Source organism: Microbacterium sp. ZXT2-5, assembly GCF_055329545.1.
On the sequence record NZ_JBUZWD010000001.1, the window covers coordinates 1 to 20473 of the forward strand.

General features: G+C 71.6%; 18 protein-coding genes. 3 read left to right on the forward strand and 15 right to left on the reverse strand.

The window, feature by feature from the left end; translation table 11 throughout:
* Positions 1-155: 155 nt before the first annotated feature.
* Both ACZBH1_RS00005 and tyrS read right to left on the reverse strand, forming a co-directional pair.
* Positions 156-983, reverse strand: coding sequence for a DUF4184 family protein (locus tag ACZBH1_RS00005; RefSeq protein ID WP_463645139.1), 828 nt, complete (start codon positions 981-983; stop codon positions 156-158).
* A gap of 46 nt (positions 984-1029) precedes the next feature.
* Positions 1030-2331, reverse strand: coding sequence for a tyrosine--tRNA ligase (gene tyrS, locus ACZBH1_RS00010; RefSeq protein WP_336398992.1), 1302 nt, complete (start codon positions 2329-2331; stop codon positions 1030-1032).
* Positions 2332-2571: 240 nt separating this feature from the next.
* Here tyrS and ACZBH1_RS00015 point away from each other — a divergent pair, with 240 nt between their 5' ends.
* Together ACZBH1_RS00015 and ACZBH1_RS00020 are read left to right on the forward strand one after the other, a co-directional pair.
* On the forward strand, positions 2572-3189 hold the full coding sequence (locus ACZBH1_RS00015; RefSeq protein ID WP_378884907.1) for a DNA-binding protein: 618 nt from the start codon (positions 2572-2574) through the stop codon (positions 3187-3189).
* Between the two features lie 80 nt (positions 3190-3269).
* Positions 3270-3866 (forward strand): hypothetical protein, encoded by a 597-nt coding sequence (locus ACZBH1_RS00020; RefSeq protein WP_452324968.1) that lies wholly within the window; start codon positions 3270-3272, stop codon positions 3864-3866.
* A gap of 21 nt (positions 3867-3887) precedes the next feature.
* On the opposite strand, the gene argH is transcribed toward ACZBH1_RS00020, so the two are convergent.
* The 9 genes from argH to ACZBH1_RS00065 all read right to left on the reverse strand — a co-directional run bounded on the left by argH (position 3888) and on the right by ACZBH1_RS00065 (position 13610).
* Complete coding sequence (argH, locus tag ACZBH1_RS00025) at positions 3888-5318, reverse strand: argininosuccinate lyase (RefSeq protein WP_463645140.1); 1431 nt, start codon at positions 5316-5318, stop codon at positions 3888-3890.
* A gap of 52 nt (positions 5319-5370) precedes the next feature.
* On the reverse strand, positions 5371-6477 hold the full coding sequence (locus ACZBH1_RS00030) for a heparan-alpha-glucosaminide N-acetyltransferase domain-containing protein (protein ID WP_463645141.1): 1107 nt from the start codon (positions 6475-6477) through the stop codon (positions 5371-5373).
* A 28-nt stretch (positions 6478-6505) separates the two neighbouring features.
* On the reverse strand, positions 6506-7429 hold the full coding sequence (argF, locus tag ACZBH1_RS00035; RefSeq protein WP_463645142.1) for an ornithine carbamoyltransferase: 924 nt from the start codon (positions 7427-7429) through the stop codon (positions 6506-6508).
* Complete coding sequence (locus ACZBH1_RS00040; protein ID WP_463645143.1) at positions 7426-8655, reverse strand: acetylornithine transaminase; 1230 nt, start codon at positions 8653-8655, stop codon at positions 7426-7428. Before ACZBH1_RS00040 ends, argF begins: the two co-directional genes overlap by 4 nt.
* Positions 8652-9551: an acetylglutamate kinase gene (argB, locus tag ACZBH1_RS00045; RefSeq protein ID WP_336398999.1), complete on the reverse strand. Its 900-nt coding sequence runs from the start codon at positions 9549-9551 to the stop codon at positions 8652-8654. Before argB ends, ACZBH1_RS00040 begins: the two co-directional genes overlap by 4 nt.
* A complete protein-coding gene (gene argJ / locus ACZBH1_RS00050; protein ID WP_463645144.1) occupies positions 9548-10705 on the reverse strand; it encodes a bifunctional glutamate N-acetyltransferase/amino-acid acetyltransferase ArgJ in 1158 nt (385 codons plus the stop codon). The genes argB and argJ overlap by 4 nt, the downstream gene beginning before the upstream one ends.
* On the reverse strand, positions 10702-11781 hold the full coding sequence (gene argC, locus ACZBH1_RS00055) for an N-acetyl-gamma-glutamyl-phosphate reductase (RefSeq protein ID WP_336399001.1): 1080 nt from the start codon (positions 11779-11781) through the stop codon (positions 10702-10704). The genes argJ and argC overlap by 4 nt, the downstream gene beginning before the upstream one ends.
* A 235-nt stretch (positions 11782-12016) precedes the next feature.
* On the reverse strand, positions 12017-12997 hold the full coding sequence (locus ACZBH1_RS00060) for an NAD-dependent epimerase/dehydratase family protein (protein ID WP_463645145.1): 981 nt from the start codon (positions 12995-12997) through the stop codon (positions 12017-12019).
* 22 nt (positions 12998-13019) lie between these two features.
* The gene (locus ACZBH1_RS00065; RefSeq protein ID WP_463645146.1) at positions 13020-13610 is read right to left on the reverse strand and encodes a dihydrofolate reductase family protein; all 591 of its coding nucleotides are present in this window, start codon (positions 13608-13610) and stop codon (positions 13020-13022) included.
* 82 nt (positions 13611-13692) lie between these two features.
* Here ACZBH1_RS00065 and pdxR point away from each other — a divergent pair, with 82 nt between their 5' ends.
* Positions 13693-15117: a MocR-like pyridoxine biosynthesis transcription factor PdxR gene (pdxR, locus tag ACZBH1_RS00070; protein ID WP_463645147.1), complete on the forward strand. Its 1425-nt coding sequence runs from the start codon at positions 13693-13695 to the stop codon at positions 15115-15117.
* 25 nt (positions 15118-15142) lie between these two features.
* Here the strand turns inward: pdxR and pheT are convergent, their stop codons facing one another.
* The 4 genes from pheT to ACZBH1_RS00090 form a co-directional block, all read right to left on the reverse strand.
* The gene (gene pheT / locus ACZBH1_RS00075; protein WP_463645148.1) at positions 15143-17680 is read right to left on the reverse strand and encodes a phenylalanine--tRNA ligase subunit beta; all 2538 of its coding nucleotides are present in this window, start codon (positions 17678-17680) and stop codon (positions 15143-15145) included.
* Positions 17680-18720, reverse strand: coding sequence for a phenylalanine--tRNA ligase subunit alpha (gene pheS, locus ACZBH1_RS00080; protein WP_336399006.1), 1041 nt, complete (start codon positions 18718-18720; stop codon positions 17680-17682). Before pheS ends, pheT begins: the two co-directional genes overlap by 1 nt.
* A gap of 95 nt (positions 18721-18815) precedes the next feature.
* Positions 18816-19766, reverse strand: a complete 951-nt coding sequence (locus ACZBH1_RS00085; RefSeq protein ID WP_378884874.1) for an amino acid ABC transporter permease — start codon at positions 19764-19766, stop codon at positions 18816-18818.
* Positions 19763-20410, reverse strand: coding sequence for an amino acid ABC transporter permease (locus ACZBH1_RS00090; protein WP_336399008.1), 648 nt, complete (start codon positions 20408-20410; stop codon positions 19763-19765). Before ACZBH1_RS00090 ends, ACZBH1_RS00085 begins: the two co-directional genes overlap by 4 nt.
* Positions 20411-20473 lie beyond the last annotated feature (63 nt).

A 20473-nucleotide genomic window follows, 5' to 3' on the forward strand; every position in this document is an offset into this window, starting at 1 on the left:
TGCTTGAGGGGAGCCAGGCCTTCCGGCCTTCCGCTCTACCCTTTGGGGCGAACAAGGAATACTTTACGTGCGATCCCCGATCACGTCGAATCCACCCCGCATCCCGGGCGTGTCGTGCCGGTTCTTCCGCAGAATCACGCGGTTCTCGCGGCTCGTCACCGGACGGCCGAGCGTCTCGGTGCGGAGGCGAGTCGCCGGCGCACCTGGACGGCGCCGCAGAGCATGACGGTGGCGGCGCCCCACACCGCGCACGCGGGCGGAAGCACGCGGTAGGCCAGGTGGGCCGCCGTGAACTCGGCGTCGAGGCCGCCATGAACGGAAAGCCCCCACACCCACGCGACAGCGAGGACCACCGGCAACGACATCCACCATCCCCATCGCACCCATCGCGGCAGCACCTGCGAAGGCGTGCCGCCCGGTTCCCGCCGGGCAAGCCACAGGATCATCCAGACGCCGAGGATGGCGAGCCCGATCGCACTGGAGCCGTGCTGCAGCCACTTGTAACCCGGAAGCGGACCCCAGTCCTCCGCCAGAGCAGGGACCGAGGTGGTGCCCCACCGGCCCTCGTGCGTGAAGAGGTCCCACACGATGTGGCTGACGACGCCGATCGCGAGCGAGACCGCGAGGAGCAGCATCCGCGTGGACCTCGCACCGGCCTCACCCGGAGCGATCGCCAAGGTCTCGCGCAGGGCGGCGCCTGCTCCCGCGTCCCACGACTCCGGCAGCCGGGCCGCGAGCCACCGTGGCGCGAGCTCCCGTGCGGCAGGGCGCAGCACGCAGCGCCACACCAGCAGGAGCAGCAGGCCCATCAGGATCGTCGCCGGGAGCCAGCCGAGCGAGTGCGTGACACCGTAGTCCAGCGGCAGCGCCCGCACGAACAGAGGCAGGTCCGGCGTCATCGCGCCGATCGCGATCGCGGCGGGCACGAGCGGTGTGCGCACGAAGGGCAGCGCGACGACGGCATGACTCGGCGTGAACGGCATCCGTCACCCCTCCGTCGTCGCGGCGAACCCGCTCACGATCGTCGTCTCAGCCGACGAACACACCCGCCAGCGTCTTCTTGCCGCGTCGCAGCACCGACACCCCGCCGGGCAGACCGCCCGACACGACGGCCGCGTCGTCCTCGACCTTCGCGCCGTCGAGGGACACCCCGCCCTGTGCGATCGCGCGGCGGCCCTCCGAGAGGCTCGAGACCAGCCCGGTGTCGACGAGCGCCTGCACCACGTTCGTCCCCGCCGCGACGGAGGCGTTCGGGAGCTCCTCGAGGGCGTGCCGCAGCGTCGTCGCGTCGAGCGCCGCGAGGTCGCCCTGCCCGAAGAGCGCTTCCGAGGCCGCGACGACGGCGGCCGTGGCATCCGTCCCGTGCACGAAGGTCGTCACCTCGAGGGCGAGGCGCTTCTGCGCGGCGCGACGGAACGGCTCGTCGGCGACGAGACGCTCGTACTCCTCGATCTGCGCCCGCGTGAGGAACGTGAAGATCTTCAGGCGCTGGATCACGTCGGCGTCGTCGGTGTTGAGCCAGAACTGGTACATCCGGTACGGGCTGCACATCGCGGCGTCGAGCCAGATCGCATTGCCCTCGCTCTTGCCGAACTTCGTGCCGTCGCTGTTGGTGATGAGCGGGGTGCCGATCGCGTGGACGTGCACGCCCTCCACCCGGTGGATGAGGTCCGTGCCGCTGGTGAGGTTGCCCCACTGGTCGCTGCCGCCGGTCTGCAGGACGCAGCCGTACTGGCGGTACAGCTCGAGGTAGTCCATGCCCTGGAGGATCTGGTAGCTGAACTCTGTGTAGCTGATGCCCGCATCGGAGCTGAGGCGCGCCGCGACGGCGTCCTTCTTCAGCATCGTGCCCACGCGGTAGTGCTTGCCGATCTCGCGCAGGAAGTCGATCGCGCTCATCGGCGCGGTCCAATCGAGGTTGTTGACGATGCGCGCGGCGTTGTCGCCCTCGAAGCTCAGGAAGCGCTCGACCTGCTCCCGCAGGTAGCCGACCCACTCGCCGACGGTCTCCTTGGTGTTGAGCGTGCGCTCGGCGGAAGGGCGCGGGTCGCCGATGAGCCCGGTGGACCCGCCCACGAGGCCGAGCGGCCGGTGGCCGGCGAGCTGGAGGCGGCGCATCGTGAGCAGCTGCACGAGGTTGCCGAGGTGCAGGCTCGGCGCGGTCGGGTCGAAGCCGCAGTAGTACGTGATCGGGTCCCCGCCGAGAAGGGCGCGCAGCGCCTCCTGATCGGTGGACACATGCACGAGCCCACGCCACACGATCTCGTCCCAGACGTTCTCGAACGCCGGGTCGTTGGCGGGCGCGGTCGCGCTCACGACGGTTTCAGACACGCGTTTCAGGCTATCAGCGACCGATGCCTGGCCCCGTGCGTCGCCGAGGGCCGATGCCTCGGCCCGGCTCGAGAAGCTGGACTGGTACCGGGGTCGAGACGACCCCGCGGCGATCGCCTCATCGTCGTCGCTATAGTTGCAAAGCTTAAGTACTGTCTGCTTTAGCCTACTGACTATGTTTGATTCAGCCTGGGGGCTAAACTAAAGGGGACTTGATCTCCAGGACTGAAGGAAAACCCGATGTACGTCCTCACCGCCGATCAGCGCGCGAGCCGCGCGAACGCCGACGCTGTTCCGTCCGCTCTCGCCGTCGTCGCGCGCCACGGCGCCGGTGGGCTTGCGCTGCCTCCCGAGCGCACCGCCGGTGACGAGCTCCAGGTCGCGGTCGCCGACGCGTCGGTGGCGCTGTCGATCGTGCTCGAACTGACGAGGACAGGCGAATGGAGCGTCGGGCTCGGGGTGGGCACCGTCGAATCGCCGCTTCCGCAGAGCGTCCGCGCCGCACGCGGGCAGGCCTTCATCAACGCGAGGGACGCTGTCGATCGCGCCAAGAAGTCATCCACCCGGATGGCCGTCACCGCACCCGTGGGCGGAGCGGACGCCGAGGCGCTCGTCGCCCTTCTCATCGAGCTGCGCGACCGGCGCACACCGGAGGGCTGGGAGGTCTACGACCTGCTCGCCGACGGGCTCACCCAGCGCGACGCCGCCGCACGCCTGGGCGTCTCGGAGGGCGCGATCAGCCTGCGCGCCAAGGCAGCGGCCCTGCGTGTCGAGGAGGCCGCCGTGCCCGCACTGGAGCGCGCGCTCGCACGCCTGGATGAGGAGACGCGCGCCGTCTCGCCGCCCGAACGCAGCTGAGCACGACGACGCCGACCGGCCTCACGGCACACGGGATGCCGCACCCGGGCGCCGTCCGAGCCCCATGCCAGACTGACGCCATGGTCCTCCCCGACGTCGTGCTGACCGCCGCGCTCTCGATCTTCCTGTTCGTCGTGCTGTGCGCAGCACTCGTGCTGGTGGTCGTCAGTCTTCGCAAGCCGACGGACGTCCCGCTCATCGTCGCAGGCGTCCTCGTCGTGCTGTGCCTGCTCGCGGTGACGGTGTCGCCCGTCAACGTGCCGCTGCTCCTCGGCTTGGGCATCGCACTGCTCGGAACCACCCTGGCGGTCCTGGGCGGCAACCCCATCACGCGGCGCATCCTCGACGTCGCCAGCCACGGCCGCGTGGAAGAAGGCGACAACGGCGGCATCCTCCTGCGTGCCCCGTCCCTGCCGGGAGCGGTCGCCGGCGAGGGCGCCGTCCGCGAGGTGATGCGAGGGGGAACCACCATCGGGTACCTCGAACGCGTCGCAGTGGTGCTCGGCATCATCGCGGGGTTCCCCGAGGCGATCGCCGTCGTGGTGGCCCTCAAGGGCATCGGCCGGTTCACCGAGCTCGCCAGCGCCGAGGCCCGCGAACGGTTCATCATCGGCACCCTCGCGAGCCTGGTGTGGGCGTGCGTCGTCGGCGCACTCGTGCGGCTCGCGATCTGGTGATCGCGGCGGGTGTCTCGAGCGCTACAGTCCTAGCGCGTGCGCTGCCGCCTGCACCCGCTGGATCAGCTCGGCGCGCTGCTCCTCGACGCGCACCGGAGCGGTCCCGCCGACGCCCGTGCGGCTCGCCACCGAGCCCTCGATGCTGAGCACGTCGCGCACGTCGGGGGCGAGGTGAGGAGAGACCGCGGCCAGCTGCTCGTCCGACACCTCGTGCAGCTCGAGCCCGTTCTCTTCGCAGACCCGCACGAGGTGGCCCGAGATCTCGTGCGCGTCACGGAACGGGACCCCGCGCTTGACGAGCCACTCGGCGACGTCGGTCGCCAGCGAGAAGCCCTGCGGGGCGAGCGACGCCATGCGGTCGGTGTGGAAGCGCATCGTCGCGACCATGCCGGCGAACGCCGGAAGCACGGTCTCGAGGGTGCGCACCGAGTCGAACACCGGCTCCTTGTCTTCCTGCAGGTCGCGGTTGTACGCCAGCGGCAGCGCCTTCAGCGTCGCCAACAGGCCGGTGAGGTTGCCGATCAGACGACCGGCCTTGCCGCGCGCGAGCTCGGCGATGTCGGGGTTCTTCTTCTGCGGCATGATGCTCGACCCGGTCGAGTACCCGTCGTCGAGGGTCACGAAGCCGAACTCGCGGGTGTTCCAGAGGATGATCTCCTCGGCGAAGCGCGACACGTCGATGCCGACCATCGCCGCGATGAACGCGAACTCCGCCACGACGTCGCGCGCCGCCGTCCCGTCGAGCGAGTTCTCGGAGGGCCGGGCGAGGCCGAGCTCGCGCGCGACCAGCTGCGGATCCAGACCCAGCGTCGATCCGGCCAGCGCCCCGCCGCCGTAGGGCGAGACCGAGGCGCGGACCGACCAGTCGCGCAATCGCTCGAGATCGCGCACGAGCGGCCAGGCGTGGGCCTGCAGGTGGTGCGCGAGCAGCACGGGCTGCGCGTGCTGAAGGTGCGTGCGCCCGGGCATGATCGCCTCGGCGTTGGCTTCGGCCTGGGCGACGAGGGCGTCCACCAGCCGCAGGATCTCCCGCGCGATCGTGCGCGAGTGGTCGAGCAGGTACATGCGCACGAGGGTCGCGATCTGGTCGTTGCGGCTGCGTCCGGCGCGCAGCTTGCCGCCGAGCTCGGCGCCCACGACGCCGATCAGCGCCTGTTCGAGTGCACCGTGCACGTCTTCATCGGATGCCGACGGCCGAAGCGTCCCCTCCGTGATGCCCTGCGCCAGCGTGTCGAGGCCGTCGTGCATGGCCTGCTCCTCGTCGGCGGTGAGGTAGCCCGCTGCGGCGAGCGCCTTCGCGTGCGCGTGGGAGCCGGCGATGTCATAGAGCGCGAGATCCCAGTCGAAGTGCGTGGACCGGCTGAGCTCGGCCAGTTCGGGGGACGGCCCCGTCGCGAAGCGTGCTCCCCACAGTGCGCCTTCGTTGGTGCCGTCGGCCTTCGATTCACTCACCGTCCCAGCCTACCGACGGCGGCCGGGCGCTCGAGCCCGCCGCGGCCCGGAGTCAGCGGGAGCGGCGGCCCGGCACGACGAAGCGCGAGCCGCGGTCGAGCAGCGTCTCGAGCGGGCCGCGCCCGACCAGCAGCGCCCACGCCGTGCAGAAGAGCACCGTGCCGAGCGTCAGCGGCCAGAACGGCTCCAGCGCGCGGAACCCGGCGAGATCGCTCACGCGATCCAGCGTCAGCGCGGCGACGACCGCCCACACCGCGAGCTGCAGCGTGTAGGCGGTGAGCGGCATCGCCCCGACCGCGCGCAGCGGCAGGACGACCCACACCAGCACCGTCCGGCATGCGAGGAGGCAGACTCCGAGCGTGAACAGCGCGAAGCCGCCCGACCCGATCACCTCGAGCAGACCGGTGGAGTGCGGCCGCGCCGTCCACAGCGCGCCGAGGTACGACGTCGCCTCCTCCGCCGACGACGACCCGGTCGTGGCATCCAGCCCGTAGCCGAGCGCCGCGAGCACCATGCCCACGGCCACCAGCAGACCCTGCACCCGCAGTCGCGTGACACCGGCGCGCGCCACGCCGAGCCCCGCGACGACGAAGACGATCCACGTCGTGAACGGATAGTGCCAGCCCAGGGCGACGGACGCCTCGGCGCCGAGGGCGGTGTCCCACACCGGCAGCGCATCGAGGATCACCTGCACGAGCGGCATCGTCACCGCGAGCACCGCGGCCAGCGCGAGCAGCGGGCGCGCCCCGAGGCCGGTGAGCGGGAGCGCGAGGAGGAAGAGCACCGCGTAGGCGGGCAGGATGACGAAGACCGGGACGGTCGTCGCGAGCAGCAGCGCGCCGATCACCCAGAGCAGGCACGCGCGCACGGCGATGCGGTATCTCGCCGTGGTCATGGCGGCGGCGGGAAGCGGCATCCGTCCCCCGGTCATCAGGCCGATCGACACGCCCGCGAGCGTCGCGAACAGGATGGAGGATCGGCCTTCCACCACGGCCACCCACGTGCCGGAGTCCGAGAGGTCGAACTCCTCCGTGATCGACAGGAGATGGGCGGCGAGCATCCCGAGCACGGCGAGTCCCCGGGCGAGGTCCACCCCGGTGATGCGGGGTGCGCGATTGAGGCGCGCCCACCGCGAGGCGACCCAGCTGGGGGCGCTCACCGATCGGGGTCCCATCGCGCCGGCGGGCTCAGTCCTGCCGCAGGAGCCAGACCAGCAGGGCCTTCTGCGCGTGCAGCCGATTCTCGGCTTCGTCCCACACGACGCTCTGGGGGCCGTCGATCACCTCGGCGTCGACCTCGTAGCCGCGGTCGGCGGGCAGGCAGTGGATGAAGATCGCATCGTCCTGCGCCAGCGACATCAGATCCTGCGTCACCTTGTACGCGCCGAGGTCGCGCAGGCGCGCGAGCTTCTCCTCCTCCTTGCCCATCGACACCCACGTGTCGGTGACCACGACGTCGGCGCCCGCGGCCGCCTCGTTCGGATCGGTGTAGAGGGTGACCGAGCCGCCGGTCTCGGCGGCACGGCGGTCGGCATCGGCGATGACGTCGTCGCGCGGCGCGTACGCCTCGGGTGAGGCGACCCTGACGTGCATGCCCGCCGTGACGCCGGCGAGCACGTACGAGTGCGCCATGTTCGACATGCCGTCGCCGAAGAACGCGAGCGTGAGCCCCTCGAGGTCGCCCTTGTGCTCCTTGATCGTCAGCAGGTCGGCGAGCAGCTGGCAGGGGTGGAAGTCGTCGCTGAGGGCGTTGACCACCGGCACACGCGTGCCGCGGGCCATCTCCTCGAGCCCCGCCTGCGCGTAGGTGCGCCAGACGATCGCGGCGACCTGGCGCTCCAGCACCCGCGCCGTGTCGGAGGGGGTCTCCTTGCCGCCGAGCTGGCTGTTGGCCGTCGAGATGATCAGCGGCGAGCCGCCGAGGTCGGCGATGCCGACGGCGAACGACACGCGGGTGCGCGTGGAGGACTTGTCGAAGATGACCGCGACCGTCTGCGGACCCTCGAGCGGCTTGAGCTTCCAGCGGTCCTTCTTCAGCGCGACCGCGAGCTCGAGGATCTCGTTCTGCTCGGACTGCGTCAGATCGTCGTCGCGCAGCAGGTGGCGGGTCATGTGGGCACCTCCGTGCTCGTGGCGTGCGTCGAGCCTTCGAGCACCAGGGCGTCCTCGACCGTGCGCAGCGACGCCGTGAAGAGCTCGACGAACTCGTCGATCTCGACGTCGCCGATCGTGAGGGCGGGCACGAGGCGGATCGTCTCGTCGTTGGGGGCGTTGATGACGAGACCGTGCTCCTGCGCGGCCGCGACGAGCGCCTTGGCGACGGGATGCCGCAGGCCCACCCCGATGAGGAGGCCGAGGCCGCGGCATCCGTCGATCAGCTCCGAGTCGATGCCCTCGATCGCCTCGCGCAGCTGCGCGCCGCGCTCGGCGGCGTTGCGCACGAGCTCCGCCCGCTCGATCTCGCCGAGGACCGCGCCGGCGACGGCCGTCCCGAGGGCGTTGCCGCCGAACGTCGAGCCGTGCGTTCCGGGGTAGAAGAGCTCGCTCGCCTCACCGAACGTGATGAGCGCGCCGATCGGGAAGCCGCCGCCGATGCCCTTGGCGACCGTGATCGCGTCGGGGATGACGTCCTCGTGCTGGAAGGCGAACCACTCCCCCGTCCGTCCCGCGCCGGTCTGGATCTCGTCCACGATCAGCAGGGCCCCGTGGCGCGCGGTGATCTCCCGCGCGGCCGCGAGGTATCCCTCGGGCAGCGGCAGCACGCCCGCCTCGCCCTTGACGGGCTCGACGAAGAGCGCGGCGACCCGGTCGTCGATCGCGGCCTCGAGCGCCTCCGCGGTCGAGTCGATGAACTCGACGCCGGGCGTCATCGGGAGGAACGGCTCCTGCATGTACGGCTTGCCGGTGAGGGCGAGGGTGCCCATGGTGCGGCCGTGGAAGGCGTCGTTCAGCGCGAGGATGCGGGGCCGCTCGGTGCCGCCGTGCAGGCGGGCGAGCTTGAAGGCCGCCTCGTTCGCCTCGGCGCCGGAGTTGCCGAAGTAGACGCGGCCGGCGTCGCCGGTGCCGGCGAGGCGCTTGAGCGTCGCGGCGAGCGCGAGCTGCGGCGGCGTCGCGAAGTAGTTGGACACGTGCGCGAGCGTGGCCGCCTGCGTCGCGATGGCATCCACGAACACCGGGTGGGCGTGGCCCAGCGAGTCCACCGCGATCCCCGCCAGGAAATCCAGGTAGCGCTTGCCGTCGGCGTCCCACAGATAGGAGCCCTCACCGCGCACGAACATCTGCATGCGGGCCCCGAAGCTCTTCACGAGGTCGCGCCCCGCGTCATCCTGCCACGTCATCCGAGCACCACCTCTGTTCCGATTCCCTTGCTGGTGAAGATCTCCACGAGCACCGAGTGCGGCACCCGCCCGTCGATGATCGCGGCGGTCTCGACGCCGCCCTCGACGGCCTCCAGGCACGCCGTCATCTTCGGGATCATGCCCGACTCGAGCTTCGGCAGCATCGCACGCAGCTCCGTCGAGTTCAGGTGCGACACGAGCGAGTCGCGGTTCGGCCAGTCGGCGTAGAGCCCGGCGACGTCGGTGAGCACCACGAGCTTCGCCGCCCCCAGCGCGACGGCGAGAGCGGATGCCGCGGCATCCGCGTTGACGTTCAGCGAGTGTCCCGGGTGGTCGAGGTCGGGGGCGATGCTCGACACGACCGGGATGCGGCCGGCGTCGATCTGGTCGAGCACCGGCTGCGGGTCGACCTGCACGACGTCGCCGACGCGGCCGAGGTCGTGCTCGACGCCCTCGATCACCACGCCACGGCGGCGACCGCCGAACAGGCCGGCGTCCTCACCGCTGAGGCCGGTCGCGACCGGCCCGTGGGCGTTGATCTTCGACACGAGCTGCGGGTTGATCTGCCCGGTCAGCACCATGCGCACCACCGAGATCGCCTCGGTCGAGGTGACGCGGTAGCCGCCCTTGAACTCGCTCGGAATGGCGAGGCGGTCGAGCATCGACGAGATCTGCGGGCCGCCGCCGTGGACGACGACGGGCTTGACGCCGACGTACCGGAGATAGGCGATGTCGGCGGCGAAGGCATCCTGCAGCTCCTCGCTCACCATCGCGTTGCCGCCGTACTTGACCACGACGATCTGGTCGCGGAAGCGCTTGAGCCACGGCAGGGACTCGATGAGGGTGACCGCCCGGGCGCTGGCCTCGGACGGATCGGTGTCTTGCAGATCGGTCATGAGGAGTATGCGCTGTTCTCGTGGACGTAGTCGTGGGTGAGGTCGTTGGTGAGAATCGTCGCCGATGCCGCGCCGACCTTGAGGTCGATGACGAGGTCGGTGGCACGCGGGGTGAGATCGACGGCCTCGCGCGGCGCGTCGGGCCCGCCCTGCGAGCACACGCGCACGCCGTTCATCCAGACGTCGACGTCGTACGGGTCGAAGGCGGCCGTCGTGGTGCCGATGGCGGCGAGCACGCGGCCCCAGTTCGGGTCGTTGCCGAAGATCGCGGCCTTGAAGAGGTTGTTGCGGGCGACCGAGCGCCCGACCTCGACGGCGTCCGTTTCGGACGCGGCGTTGATCACGTCGATCGTGATGTCGTGGCTGGCGCCCTCCGCGTCGCCCTGCAGCTGCCGCGCCAGGTCCTGGCACACGCCGGCGAGGGCGGCCGCGAACGCCTCCCCGTCGGGTGTGACGCCCGAGGCGCCGCTGACCATGAGCGTCACCTGGTCGTTGGTCGACATGCAGCCGTCGGAATCGAGCCGGTCGAAGGTGCGGCTCGTCGCCGCGCGCAGCGCCTCGTCGGCCTGCGCCGCGTCGAGCACCGCGTCGGTCGTGATCACCACGAGCATCGTGGCAAGGCCCGGCGCCAGCATCCCGGCGCCCTTGGCCATGCCTCCGATCGTCCAGCCGTCGCCCGTCGCGACGGCCCGCTTGGGCTTGGAGTCGGTGGTCATGATGGCCAGGGATGCCGCTTCCCCGCCGTCGGCGGACAGCTCGGCGATGCCCTGCGCGGTGCCGGCGAGGACCTTCGCGCGGAACGCCTCGTCACCGGTGCCGATGAGCCCCGTCGAGCACACGAGGACGTCGCCGGCGCTCACGCCGAGCAGTGCCGCGGCCTTCTCGGCCGTCTGGTGGGTGGTCTGGAAGCCGAACGGGCCGGTGAAGCAGTTCGCACCGCCGGAGTTGAGGACGATCGCCTCGACGACCCCGTCGCGGATGACCTCCTCCGACCACAGGATCGGGTTCGCCTTGGCGCGGTTGCTCGTGAAGACCGCCGCCCCCACTTTGAGCGGGCCGCGGTTGACCACGACGGCCACGTCCGGCCGGCCGGTCGACTTGAGGCCGACGGCGACGCCCGCCGCCTCGAATCCCCGGGGGGCGGTGACGCTCACGGGGCGACTCCGTTCACGGTCAGCGCGGTGCCCTCGGAGAGGCCCAGTGCGATGTTCATGGACTGCACGGCGGCTCCGGCCGTGCCCTTGACGAGGTTGTCGACCGCCGTGACGACGACGACGCGGTTCGCGGCCCGGTCGATGGCCAGGCCGATGAGCGCCGTGTTCGCGCCCAGCACGTCGGCCGTGCGGGGGAACTCCCCCGCCGGCAGCAGCTGCACGAAGGTCTCGTCGCCGTACGCCGCCTCCCAGGCGGCGCGGATCTCGTCGTCGGTCGCCCCCGCGGCGATCGGGGCGGTCGACGTCGCGAGGATGCCCCGCGCCATCGGCACCAGCACCGGCGTGAACGAGATGCGGATGCCCTGGTCCGCGGCATCCGCCGCCGTCGCCGTGTGCGCCGACGTGCGCGCGGCGGCGAGCGCCTGGCGGATCTCGGGGATGTGGCGGTGGGTGCCGCCCACGGCGTACGGGTTGGCGGTGCCGAGGATCTCGCCCGCGAGGAGATTGGTCTTGAGGCTCTTGCCCGCGCCCGACGGCCCGACCGCGAGCACCGTCACGATGTCGGACGGATCGATCACACCGGCGGCCACGCCCGGGGCGAGCGACAGTGACACGGTCGAGGCGTTGCACCCGGGCGCGGCGATGCGGGTCGCCCCCACCAGACGCTCGCGCTGCTTGGTGCCGGCGACGGGCAGCTCCGGCACGCCGTACACCCACGGCTCGTGGAAGTCGCCGCCGTAGAAGGCGTCCCAGTCCGCGACCGCCTCCAGACGGTGGTCGGCACCGGCGTCGATGACCAGCGCGGTGTCGCCGAGGGCGTCGGTGTACTGACCCGACTGGCCGTGAGGCAGTGCGAGGAAGACGATGTCGTGCCCGGCGAGGGTCTCGGGCGTCGTGTCCTGAAGGGTCAGGTGCGCGAGGGAGCGGAGGTGCGGCTGATGCTGGATGAGCGGCTGTCCCGCGTTGGAGTGCGCGGTCACGGTGCGGATCTCGACGTCGGGATGCGCGGCGAGGATCCGCAGGATCTCGCCGCCCGCATAGCCGGATGCGCCGGAGACGGCGACCGAATATGTCATGGATTCCACCTTAGAGTCTGGGTGCGGGGCCGGGAGACGGCGACGCCCGCTCGCGACGGTCCATGACGGGACGGCGTGCGGGGTCGCCTAGAGTCGGCGCTCGCCCAGACGGCGTCGGCGCGCAGGGACGACGCTCGTAAGCGGCGTCGAGAGTCCCTGGGCGGCCGAAGGCATGGGGCGACGATAGCCGCTGCCGCGAGCTCGTGCCAAATCGGCGATCCGCGGCATCCGCCGATCAGGTCTGCAGATCGTGCAGCAGCGCGATCTCGTCGTCGCGCGAGAGGCCGGCCCGCCGCTCGCGCTCGAGACCGCGTTCCCGCTCGTCCGCGAGGGCGCGCTCCAGCGTCTCGCGCAGCGGGCGCAGGCGTCCGCCCAGCAGCCGGTAGGCGCTGTTGGAGCGGGTCCAGAAGCCCGCCATCCCCGCCGGCAGCCACAGCGGCAGCGACCGCGGCCCCATCCAGTACGCCACGCCGTGCTCCTCGAGCCATGGATCGCCCGCGGGGACGAGGGTCCCGGTGTGCCCGGCGACCTCGCGCGCCTCCGACAGCAGCCGGTCGAGGTCGACGGGGTCGCCGACGGCGTTGGCGACGCCCGTCCATCGCTCCCGCCCGATCGCCTGCACGAAGCCGGCGAGGTCGTCGACGTCGATCACCTGCGCGCCCCGGCCCTCGGTGTCGGGAACCAGGACCTCGCCGTCGCCGGCGAGCGCCAGCCGGCCCACCCAGTACCCGAAGCGATCGGTCGGATCGCCGGGCCCCACGATCAGCCCGGGCCGGACCACCGCCGCGCGGAAGCCGAGCGCGGCGCGGACGGATGCCTCGGCCTCGGCCTTCGCGCGCCCGTAGTCCGGCTCCTCCCCCGCACCGGCGGGTGTCAGCAGCTCAGCGCTCTCGTCCTGGCCGGGGTCGTCGCTCGAGGCGTAGACGGACACGGTCGAGATGTACGTCCAGTGCCCGGCGTGCGCGCCGAGCGCCTCCAGCGCCGCCGAGACGTGCACGGGGTTCGACGAGACGTCGACGATCTCGTCCCACTCCCGGCGCGCGAGCTCGGCGTACGCGCCGGCCTCACCCCGGTCACCGACGGCGAGCGTCGTGCCGTAGGGAGCAGGTCGTCCGCCGCGGGCCAGGCACGTCACCGACGCCCCGGCATCGGCCCATCGCTCGGCGATGCGCCCGCTCAGCCAACCCGTCCCACCCAGCACCAGCACGTCGGTCATGGGTACACCCAACCAGACGCGCTCACGAGGTGGCCAGGGCCCGTCGCTCACCGGCGGGGAGTACCGCATACTCCACGGCGAACACGTCGCGCGCGCGACGCCAGGAGAGAAGCTCCAGCTCACGGGATGCCGGCAGGTCGGCGAACAGGGGGATCCCGCCACCCACCAGCACCGGCACGATGTGCAGGAGCAGCGCGTCCACGAGGCCTGCGCGGAGGAACTGCTGCGCCGTGTGCGGGCTTCCCATGATCACCACCTCGGCGTCGCCGGCGACGGCGGTCGCCTGCTCGAGGATGCTCGACGGCTCTCCCGAGACGTAGGTGAAGAGCGTGCCGTTCCTGGCTTCGGGTGCTCGAGCTTCGTGAGTCACCACGAAGACCGGGCTCGAGAAGACGTCATCGTCGCCCCATGGTTCCTGGCCGGCGTCCCAGGTGCGTCGGCCGAAGATGATGGCGCCCGCCCGGCGGAATCGTTCGACCAGCTCCCGCGCGATGTCATCCCCGCCCTGGGGTCCGGCGTCGTCGAGCCAGCGATGCAACCGTGAGAGGTCGTCGCGTGGTGCGGCCGCGTACCCGTCGACGGAGACCGTGACGTAGAGGACAGTCGAACACATCAGCCGCTCCTTCCGGACGTCGCCGGATTCCCCGGCGTTCTGAGCGTAGGACGCGAGTGGCCCACTGGTATGGTCCAGTCGCATGGCACAGGATTGGACCACTTCGGACCTCGCGCTGGTCCTGGCTCTCCCGGCCGGCCCCCGGCCCGGCGAGCGGCTGCAGGCGGCACTGCGCGACGCGATCCGGCAAGACGTGCTCGGCGACGGTGATGCGCTGCCCGCCACGCGTGAGCTGGCGGCAGAGCTGGGCGTCGCCCGGGGCACCGTCGTGCACGTCTACGAACAGCTCGGCGCCGAGGGCTATCTCGTCGCGCGTGCGGGCGGTCGCACCCGTGTCTCCTCGCGTGCCGTACCACCGCGCGGCAGGGCGCAGCCGCGGCCCGCGGCGGCTCCGCGCGGTGCGGATCTGCGGCCAGGGGTCCCCGATCTCCGCCGGTTCCCGGCCCGCGACTGGGCGTGGGCGTACGCGCGCGCGGTGCGCAGCGCGGGGTCGCACGACCTCGACTACGGCGACGGCCGCGGCCACCCGACGGCGCGCGAGGCGGTGGCCGGCCACCTGCGACGCGTCCGCGCGGCGGCGACCGACGCCGACCACGTCGTCCTCTGCCAGGGGTTCGCGCAGGGTCTCGCCCTCCTGCTGCCGGTGCTCGCCGCGCGCGGGGTCCGGGTGCTGGCGGTGGAGGATCCGGGCGATCGGGCCGTCGACGACGCGGTCCGCGCCGCCGGGATCGAGCTCGCGCCGCTCCCGTTGGACGCGCACGGCCTCCGCACCGAACTGCTCCACGAGTCGGGCGCTCACGCGGTGCTCGTCACACCGGCGCACCAGTCCCCCACCGGCGTCGTGCTGTCGGCGTCGCGGCGCCTGGAGCTCGTGGAGTGGGCCACGCGCAGCGCCGCCTGGATCATCGAGGACGACTACGACTCGGAATTCCGCTACGACCGACAGCCTCTCGGCGCTCTCCAAGGCCTCGCGCCCGACCGCATCGTCCTCGTCGGGTCGGCGAGCAAGGCCCATGCGCCCGGCGTGAGGATCGCGTGGATGGCGGTGCCCGGCGAGCTGGTCGACGATCTCGCCGCGCGAAGGATCGCGGCAGACCGCGGCGGCCCAGTGATCGACCAGCTCGCGTTCGCGGCACTGCTGGAGTCGGGCCGCCATGACAAGCACGTGCGAACCATGCGTGGCGTGTACGCTGCGCGCCGCGCCATCGTCCTCCAGACGCTCGCCCGGGTCTCTCCCGGGCTGACGATGACGGGTCTGGTGGCCGGATTCCACGGTGTGCTGCGGCTTCCGCCTGGCGTCCCGGAAGACGAGGTCGTCGCCGCTGCCGCGGACGCCTCCCTCCGCGTCACCGGCCTCGCGGCATTCACCCGTCACCGACGCGACCTCCCGCCGGCCCTCGTCCTGGGTTTCGGCGACATCGACGACGAGGCCGTCGTCGAGGCGATTCAGCGCCTCGCGTCCGTGATCGCCGCGGCGGGCGGAGGTGTCCTCAGCCGGGAACGGTGAGAGCCATCAGCGACGGCCGCCGTGGCTATTCCCGCAGGGACGCGCCGAACCGCTCGGTCGCCAGCGCGACGCCGGCGAGCTTCGCCTCCGTCGCCTCGGCGGCCGTCAGCGTTCGATCGGGGGCACGGAAGCGCAGCGAGAACGTGAGGCTCTTCTCACCCTCGGGCACGCCCTGGCCCCGGTAGTCGTCGATGAGGCGCAGCGACTCCAGCAGCTCCCCCGCGCCCTCGGTGAGCGCCGAGCGTACGTCGGCGGCCGGCACGTCGGCGCCGACGAGGAGCGAGACATCCTGCGTCGCCGCGGGGAAGCCCGACAGCGACGCCGCGACGACCTTCTCCCCCGCCAGCGACAGCACGAGGTCGAGGTCGAGCTCGGCGACGATCACACGACCGGAGAGATCGGATGCCTCCGCCACCGCCGGCAGCAGCTCGCCGACGTAGCCCACCTCGGTGCCGGCGACCGAAAGGACGCCGGTGCGCCCGGGGTGCAGCGCTGCGCGCTCCGCCTGCGCGACGTCGATGGCGACGCCCGCCGCGGCGGCGATCGTGCGGACGGCGTCCAGCGCGTCCGCGAGCTCGGCCGCGACCGCGGCGATCCCGGGCTGCTTGGGCACGACGCTGCCCGTCAGCAGCACGGCGACGTGGCGGTGCTGCGGCGGGATCGACGCGTCGAGCTCGGCCAGGGTCGCGGCATCCGGTCGCACCGCGAGCGGGGGGACGTGCGTCGTGCCGTACTGCACCCCCGGCTGCGGGAGGAAGACGGCGCCCGTCTCGAAGAGCGCGAGGTCGGTGAGACCGCGCGAGACGTTGCGGTGCGCGACCTGCAGCAGGCCCGGGATCAGCGAACGCCGCAGGAACGGCGCCTGGCCGTCGAGCGGGTTGGCGAGCTTGACGCTCGGGAGGTGCGCCCCCGACGGCGAGCCGTGGAGGTCGTTCTGCTCCTCGGTGGTGAAGCCGAACGACGGCGTCTCGGTGAAGCCGGCGGCGGCCAGCGTGTTGGCGACGCGGCGACGGCCCTGCTGGGCGCTGGTGAGACCGCGGCCCGAGGGCGGCAGCGGCAGCACCGAGGGGATGCGGTCGTACCCCTCGATGCGGGCGACCTCCTCCGCGAGCGTCCACTTGTCGCTGAGATCGGGGCGCCACGACGGCGGGATGACCTGCCACCCGGCGGCGTCGTCCTCGTTGGGCACGACCTCGCAGCCGATGAGCCGCAGCGCGGCCTCGATCTGGCCGTCGGTGTAGTCGACGCCGATGAGGTGCTGGACGAACAGCGGCGGAAGCTCGATGGCGGGCACGGACACCTCGGCGAACAGGGCTCCGCCGTGCTCCTCGTCGCTCGTGCCGCCGGCGTACTCCACCATCAGCTCGGCCACGCGGCGGGCGGCGACGAACGGCACGAGCGGGTCGACGCCGCGCTCGAAGCGGCGCGAGGCCTCGCTGGGCAGCTTGTGGCGGCGCGCCGTGCGCGCGATCGACACGGTGTCGAAGATCGCGGCCTCGATGAGCACGTTGCGCGTCGTGTCGCTCATCTCCGTCGCCCCGCCGCCCATGACGCCGGCGAGGCCGATCGGCCCGGACTCGTCGGTGATGAGGAGGTCCTCGGGATCGAGCGTGCGCACCTTGCCGTCGAGCGTCTCGAGCTTCTCCCCCGGCTGCGCCCGGCGCACGGTGATGCCGCCCTGCAGCTTGTCGAGGTCGTAGCCGTGGATCGGCTGCCCGAGCTCGAGCATGACGTAGTTGGTGATGTCGATGAGGATGCCGAGCGAGCGGATCCCCGCCAGCGACAGGCGTGCGATCATCCACGCGGGCGTCGGCTTGGTGGGATCGACGTCGCGGACCACGCGGGCGACGAACTCGGAGGCCCCGGCGCGTCCACGGATCGGTGCGGTGTCGTCGACGGCGATCGGGAAGCCGGACCCGGGGGCCAGCTCGTCCCACGGGCGCTCGGCCGGGTCGCGGAACGCCGCGCCGGTCGAGTGCGAGTACTCGCGCGCCACGCCGCGAATCGACAGCGCGTAGCCGCGGTCGGGCGTCACGTTGATGTCGACGGCGACGTCGTCCAGTCCGAGCAGCGAGATCGCGTCGGTGCCGACCGGCGCGTCGATCCCGAGCTCGACCAGACGGAGGATGCCGCTGTGCTCCTCACCGAGGCCGAGCTCACGCGCGGAGGCGATCATGCCGTCCGAGACATGGCCGTACGTCTTGCGCGCGGCGATCGGGAACGGACCTGGCAGCACGGCTCCGGGGAGCGTCACCACGACCTTGTCGCCGGCGAAGAAGTTGCGGGCACCGCACACGACGCCGTGGACGGCGTCGCCGCCGTCGGCCGCGGTCTCGCCGTCGGGCGCGACCCGGACCTGGCACCAGCGGATGGTCTTGCCGTTGGACTGCGGCTCCTCGACGAAGTCGAGCACCTCGCCGACGACGATCGGCCCCTGCAGCTCGAAGCGGTGGATGTCCTCCTCTTCGAACCCGACGCGCACGAGCGCCGCGAGGACGTCCTCGGGCGAGGCATCCGCCGGGACGTCGACGAACTCACGCAGCCACGAAAGCGGGACGCGCATCAGACCACCATTCCGAACTGCTCGCTGAAGCGGACATCGCCCTCGGCCATGTCGCGCATGTCCTGGACGTCGCTGCGGAACATGAGCGTCCGCTCGATCCCCATGCCGAACGCGAAGCCCGAGTACTCCTCGGGGTCGATCCCCGCCGCGCGCAGCACGTTCGGGTTGATCATCCCGCAGCCGCCCCACTCGATCCATCGGGCGCCGCCCTTGAAGGTCGGGTGCCACAGGTCGAGCTCGGCAGACGGCTCAGTGAACGGGAAGTAGTTGGCGCGGAAGCGCGTCTTCGCCTCGGGCCCGAACAGCACGCGGGCGGCATGGTCGAGGGTGCCCTTGAGGTGCGCCATGGTGATGCCCTTGTCGACGACGATGCCCTCGAACTGGGTGAAGACGGGCAGGTGCGTCGCGTCGAACTCGTCGGTGCGGTACACGCGGCCGGGGCACAGCGCATACAGCGGCAGATCGCGCTCGAGCATGGAGCGCACCTGGACGGGGCTGGTGTGCGTGCGCATCACGAGGTGGCGCTCGACGGGGTCGACGAAGAACGTGTCCTGCATCTGGCGCGCGGGGTGGTCGACGTCGAAGTTGAGCGCGTCGAAGTTGAACCACTCGTGCTCGAGCTCGGGCCCCTCCGCGATCTCCCAGCCCATGCCCACGAAGATGTCGGCGATCTCCTCCTGCAGCAGCGAGATCGGATGCCGCGCCCCGACGCGCGCCCGCGACGGCAGCGCCGTGATGTCGACGCGCTCGGCCTCGAGTCGCGCGGCGGTCTCGGCGGCGGCGAGCTCCTGCTCGCGCGCGGCGAGCGCCTGGTTCACCCGGCCGCGGGCCTGACCGACGAGCTTGCCGAACTCGGCCTTCTTGTCGTTCGGCACGTCCCGCAGCCGCGCGTTGAGCTTCGCCAGCGGCGAGCCCTCTGCGGAGTGCGCGGATCGTGCGGCCTTCAGCGCGGCGGTGTCGGCCGCGGCGGAGATGGCGGCGAGAGCCTCATCGACGGCGGCGTTCACCGCCTCAGGCGAAATCTCGGGAACGTCAGACACGAGAGACGAGTCTACCGACGGTGGATCGTCACCCTGCGCGCGTCAGCGCTGCCGGTTCGCAACCGCAGTCCCTGCCGGCGCCTGTCCGCTCGCCCTCAGACGGCAGTGCCGTCGTTCCGGCCCAGCCCCTTGCCTGCGGCCGTCCGCTCCGCCTCATCGGCGCGCGCCTCAGCCTCGAGCACGGCCGCCGGGTTCAGCGGATCGACCGCCTTGCCACGGCGGGTCCCACCGCTCGCGGTGCGGCGGGCGAGCCATCGGGCGAACCACGACAGCGCGAGGTTGATCACGAGGTAGATCGCCAGGGTCACGACGAACAGCGAGAAGAGGTACCGGTTGCCGTAGAAGCTGCCCAGGTTGTTGATGTTGTTCCGGATGATCTCGTTGTAGCCGACGATGTAGCCGAGCGAGGTGTCCTTCAGCAGGACGACCAGCTGGGCGACGATGATCGGCAGCATCTGCCGGAACGCCTGCGGGAACTCCACCAGCATCTTGGACTGGAACTCGCGCATGCCCACGCTCAGCGCGGCCTCGCGCTGCCCCTTGGGCAGGGCGGCGAGGCCCGCGCGGAGGATCTCGCCGATCAGCGTGCCGTTGTAGAGGATCAGCGCGATCACGACGGCCCAGAAGGCGCCGGTCGACGCCACCAGCAGGATGAACAGCATCATCAGCAGGACGGGCATCCCGCGGAAGAACTCGATCACCCACGCCGTCGGGATGCGCACCCACGGGATCAGCGAGCTGCGCAGCAGCGACAGCACGATGCCGAGCGCGATCGCCCCGACCGCCGCGACGGCGGCCGCCTGGAGGGTCGCCACCACGCCGCGGCCGATCGATGCCCACACCTCGGGGTCGAGGAAGATGTCCCAGCGGCTGGGGTCGAACATGCCGGGCAGCGTGATGCCGCCTGAGGTCCGCGGCGCGGCCAGCGTCATGATGACCCACGTCGCGCCGGCGATGATCAGCACCGCCGCGACGATGGACAGGATCAGCGACAGCCTGCGCGCCCGCGGTCCGGGCGCATCGAAGAGGACGCTCGAGCCGCTCATCGCCGCACCACCCACCGCTTCTCGAGCTGCCCGGCGGCGAAGCCGAGCGGGACCGTCACCACGAGGTACAGCACCGCCGCCGTCAGGAGGATCTGGATCACGATGTTCCCGTTGTCGTTGGCCAGCTGTCGCGTCGTCGCGAACAGCTCCACCACGAAGAACCCGCCGGCGACCGACGTGTTCTTGGTGAGGGCGATGAAGACGTTGATGAGGGGCGGGATCGTCATGCGGAACGCCTGCGGCAGCACGACCAGCGACACCGTCTGACCGAACCCGAGGCCGATGCTGCGGGCGGCCTCGGCCTGCCCCACCGGGACGCCGTTGATCCCGGACCGCAGCGCCTCGGCGACGAACGGCGAAGTGTAGTACGTGAGGGCGATGAAGGCGAGGATCAGGTACGGCATGCGCGCGCCCAGCATGGGCAGCACGAACGCCGTGAAGATGAAGACGAGCGTCAGCGGGGTGTTGCGCGCGATCTCGGTCCAGAACGCCGCGAAGACGCGCAGCGCGGCAACCGGCGAGATCCGCATCGCGGCGATGAGCGTGCCGAGCACGAGCGCGAACACGCCCGACACCGCGAGCAGTATCAGCGTCACGCGGAAGCCTTCGAGGAAGGTCGGCATCAGCGACCAGAGCTGCTCCATGCGCCTCTTTTCGGGAACGGGATGGCGGAGGCGGATGCCCCGGGCCGACGCGTGCGGCCGGCC

Excerpts from the sequence above, each read along its gene's own strand:
- argB (WP_336398999.1), bottom strand. The coding sequence starts at position 9,551 with ATGACCGATCTGCAAGACACCGATCCGTCCGAGGCCAGCGCCCGGGCG.
- ACZBH1_RS00090 (WP_336399008.1), bottom strand. The coding sequence starts at position 20,410 with ATGGAGCAGCTCTGGTCGCTGATGCCGACCTTCCTCGAAGGCTTCCGC.
- argF (WP_463645142.1), bottom strand. The coding sequence starts at position 7,429 with ATGACCCGCCACCTGCTGCGCGACGACGATCTGACGCAGTCCGAGCAG.
- pheT (WP_463645148.1), bottom strand. The coding sequence starts at position 17,680 with ATGCGCGTCCCGCTTTCGTGGCTGCGTGAGTTCGTCGACGTCCCGGCG.
- ACZBH1_RS00020 (WP_452324968.1), top strand. The coding sequence starts at position 3,270 with ATGGTCCTCCCCGACGTCGTGCTGACCGCCGCGCTCTCGATCTTCCTG.
- ACZBH1_RS00085 (WP_378884874.1), bottom strand. The coding sequence starts at position 19,766 with ATGAGCGGCTCGAGCGTCCTCTTCGATGCGCCCGGACCGCGGGCGCGC.
- ACZBH1_RS00015 (WP_378884907.1), top strand. The coding sequence starts at position 2,572 with ATGTACGTCCTCACCGCCGATCAGCGCGCGAGCCGCGCGAACGCCGAC.
- pdxR (WP_463645147.1), top strand. The coding sequence starts at position 13,693 with ATGGCACAGGATTGGACCACTTCGGACCTCGCGCTGGTCCTGGCTCTC.
- ACZBH1_RS00065 (WP_463645146.1), bottom strand. The coding sequence starts at position 13,610 with ATGTGTTCGACTGTCCTCTACGTCACGGTCTCCGTCGACGGGTACGCG.
- ACZBH1_RS00060 (WP_463645145.1), bottom strand. The coding sequence starts at position 12,997 with ATGACCGACGTGCTGGTGCTGGGTGGGACGGGTTGGCTGAGCGGGCGC.
- ACZBH1_RS00040 (WP_463645143.1), bottom strand. The coding sequence starts at position 8,655 with ATGACGTGGCAGGATGACGCGGGGCGCGACCTCGTGAAGAGCTTCGGG.
- ACZBH1_RS00005 (WP_463645139.1), bottom strand. The coding sequence starts at position 983 with ATGCCGTTCACGCCGAGTCATGCCGTCGTCGCGCTGCCCTTCGTGCGC.
- argC (WP_336399001.1), bottom strand. The coding sequence starts at position 11,781 with ATGACATATTCGGTCGCCGTCTCCGGCGCATCCGGCTATGCGGGCGGC.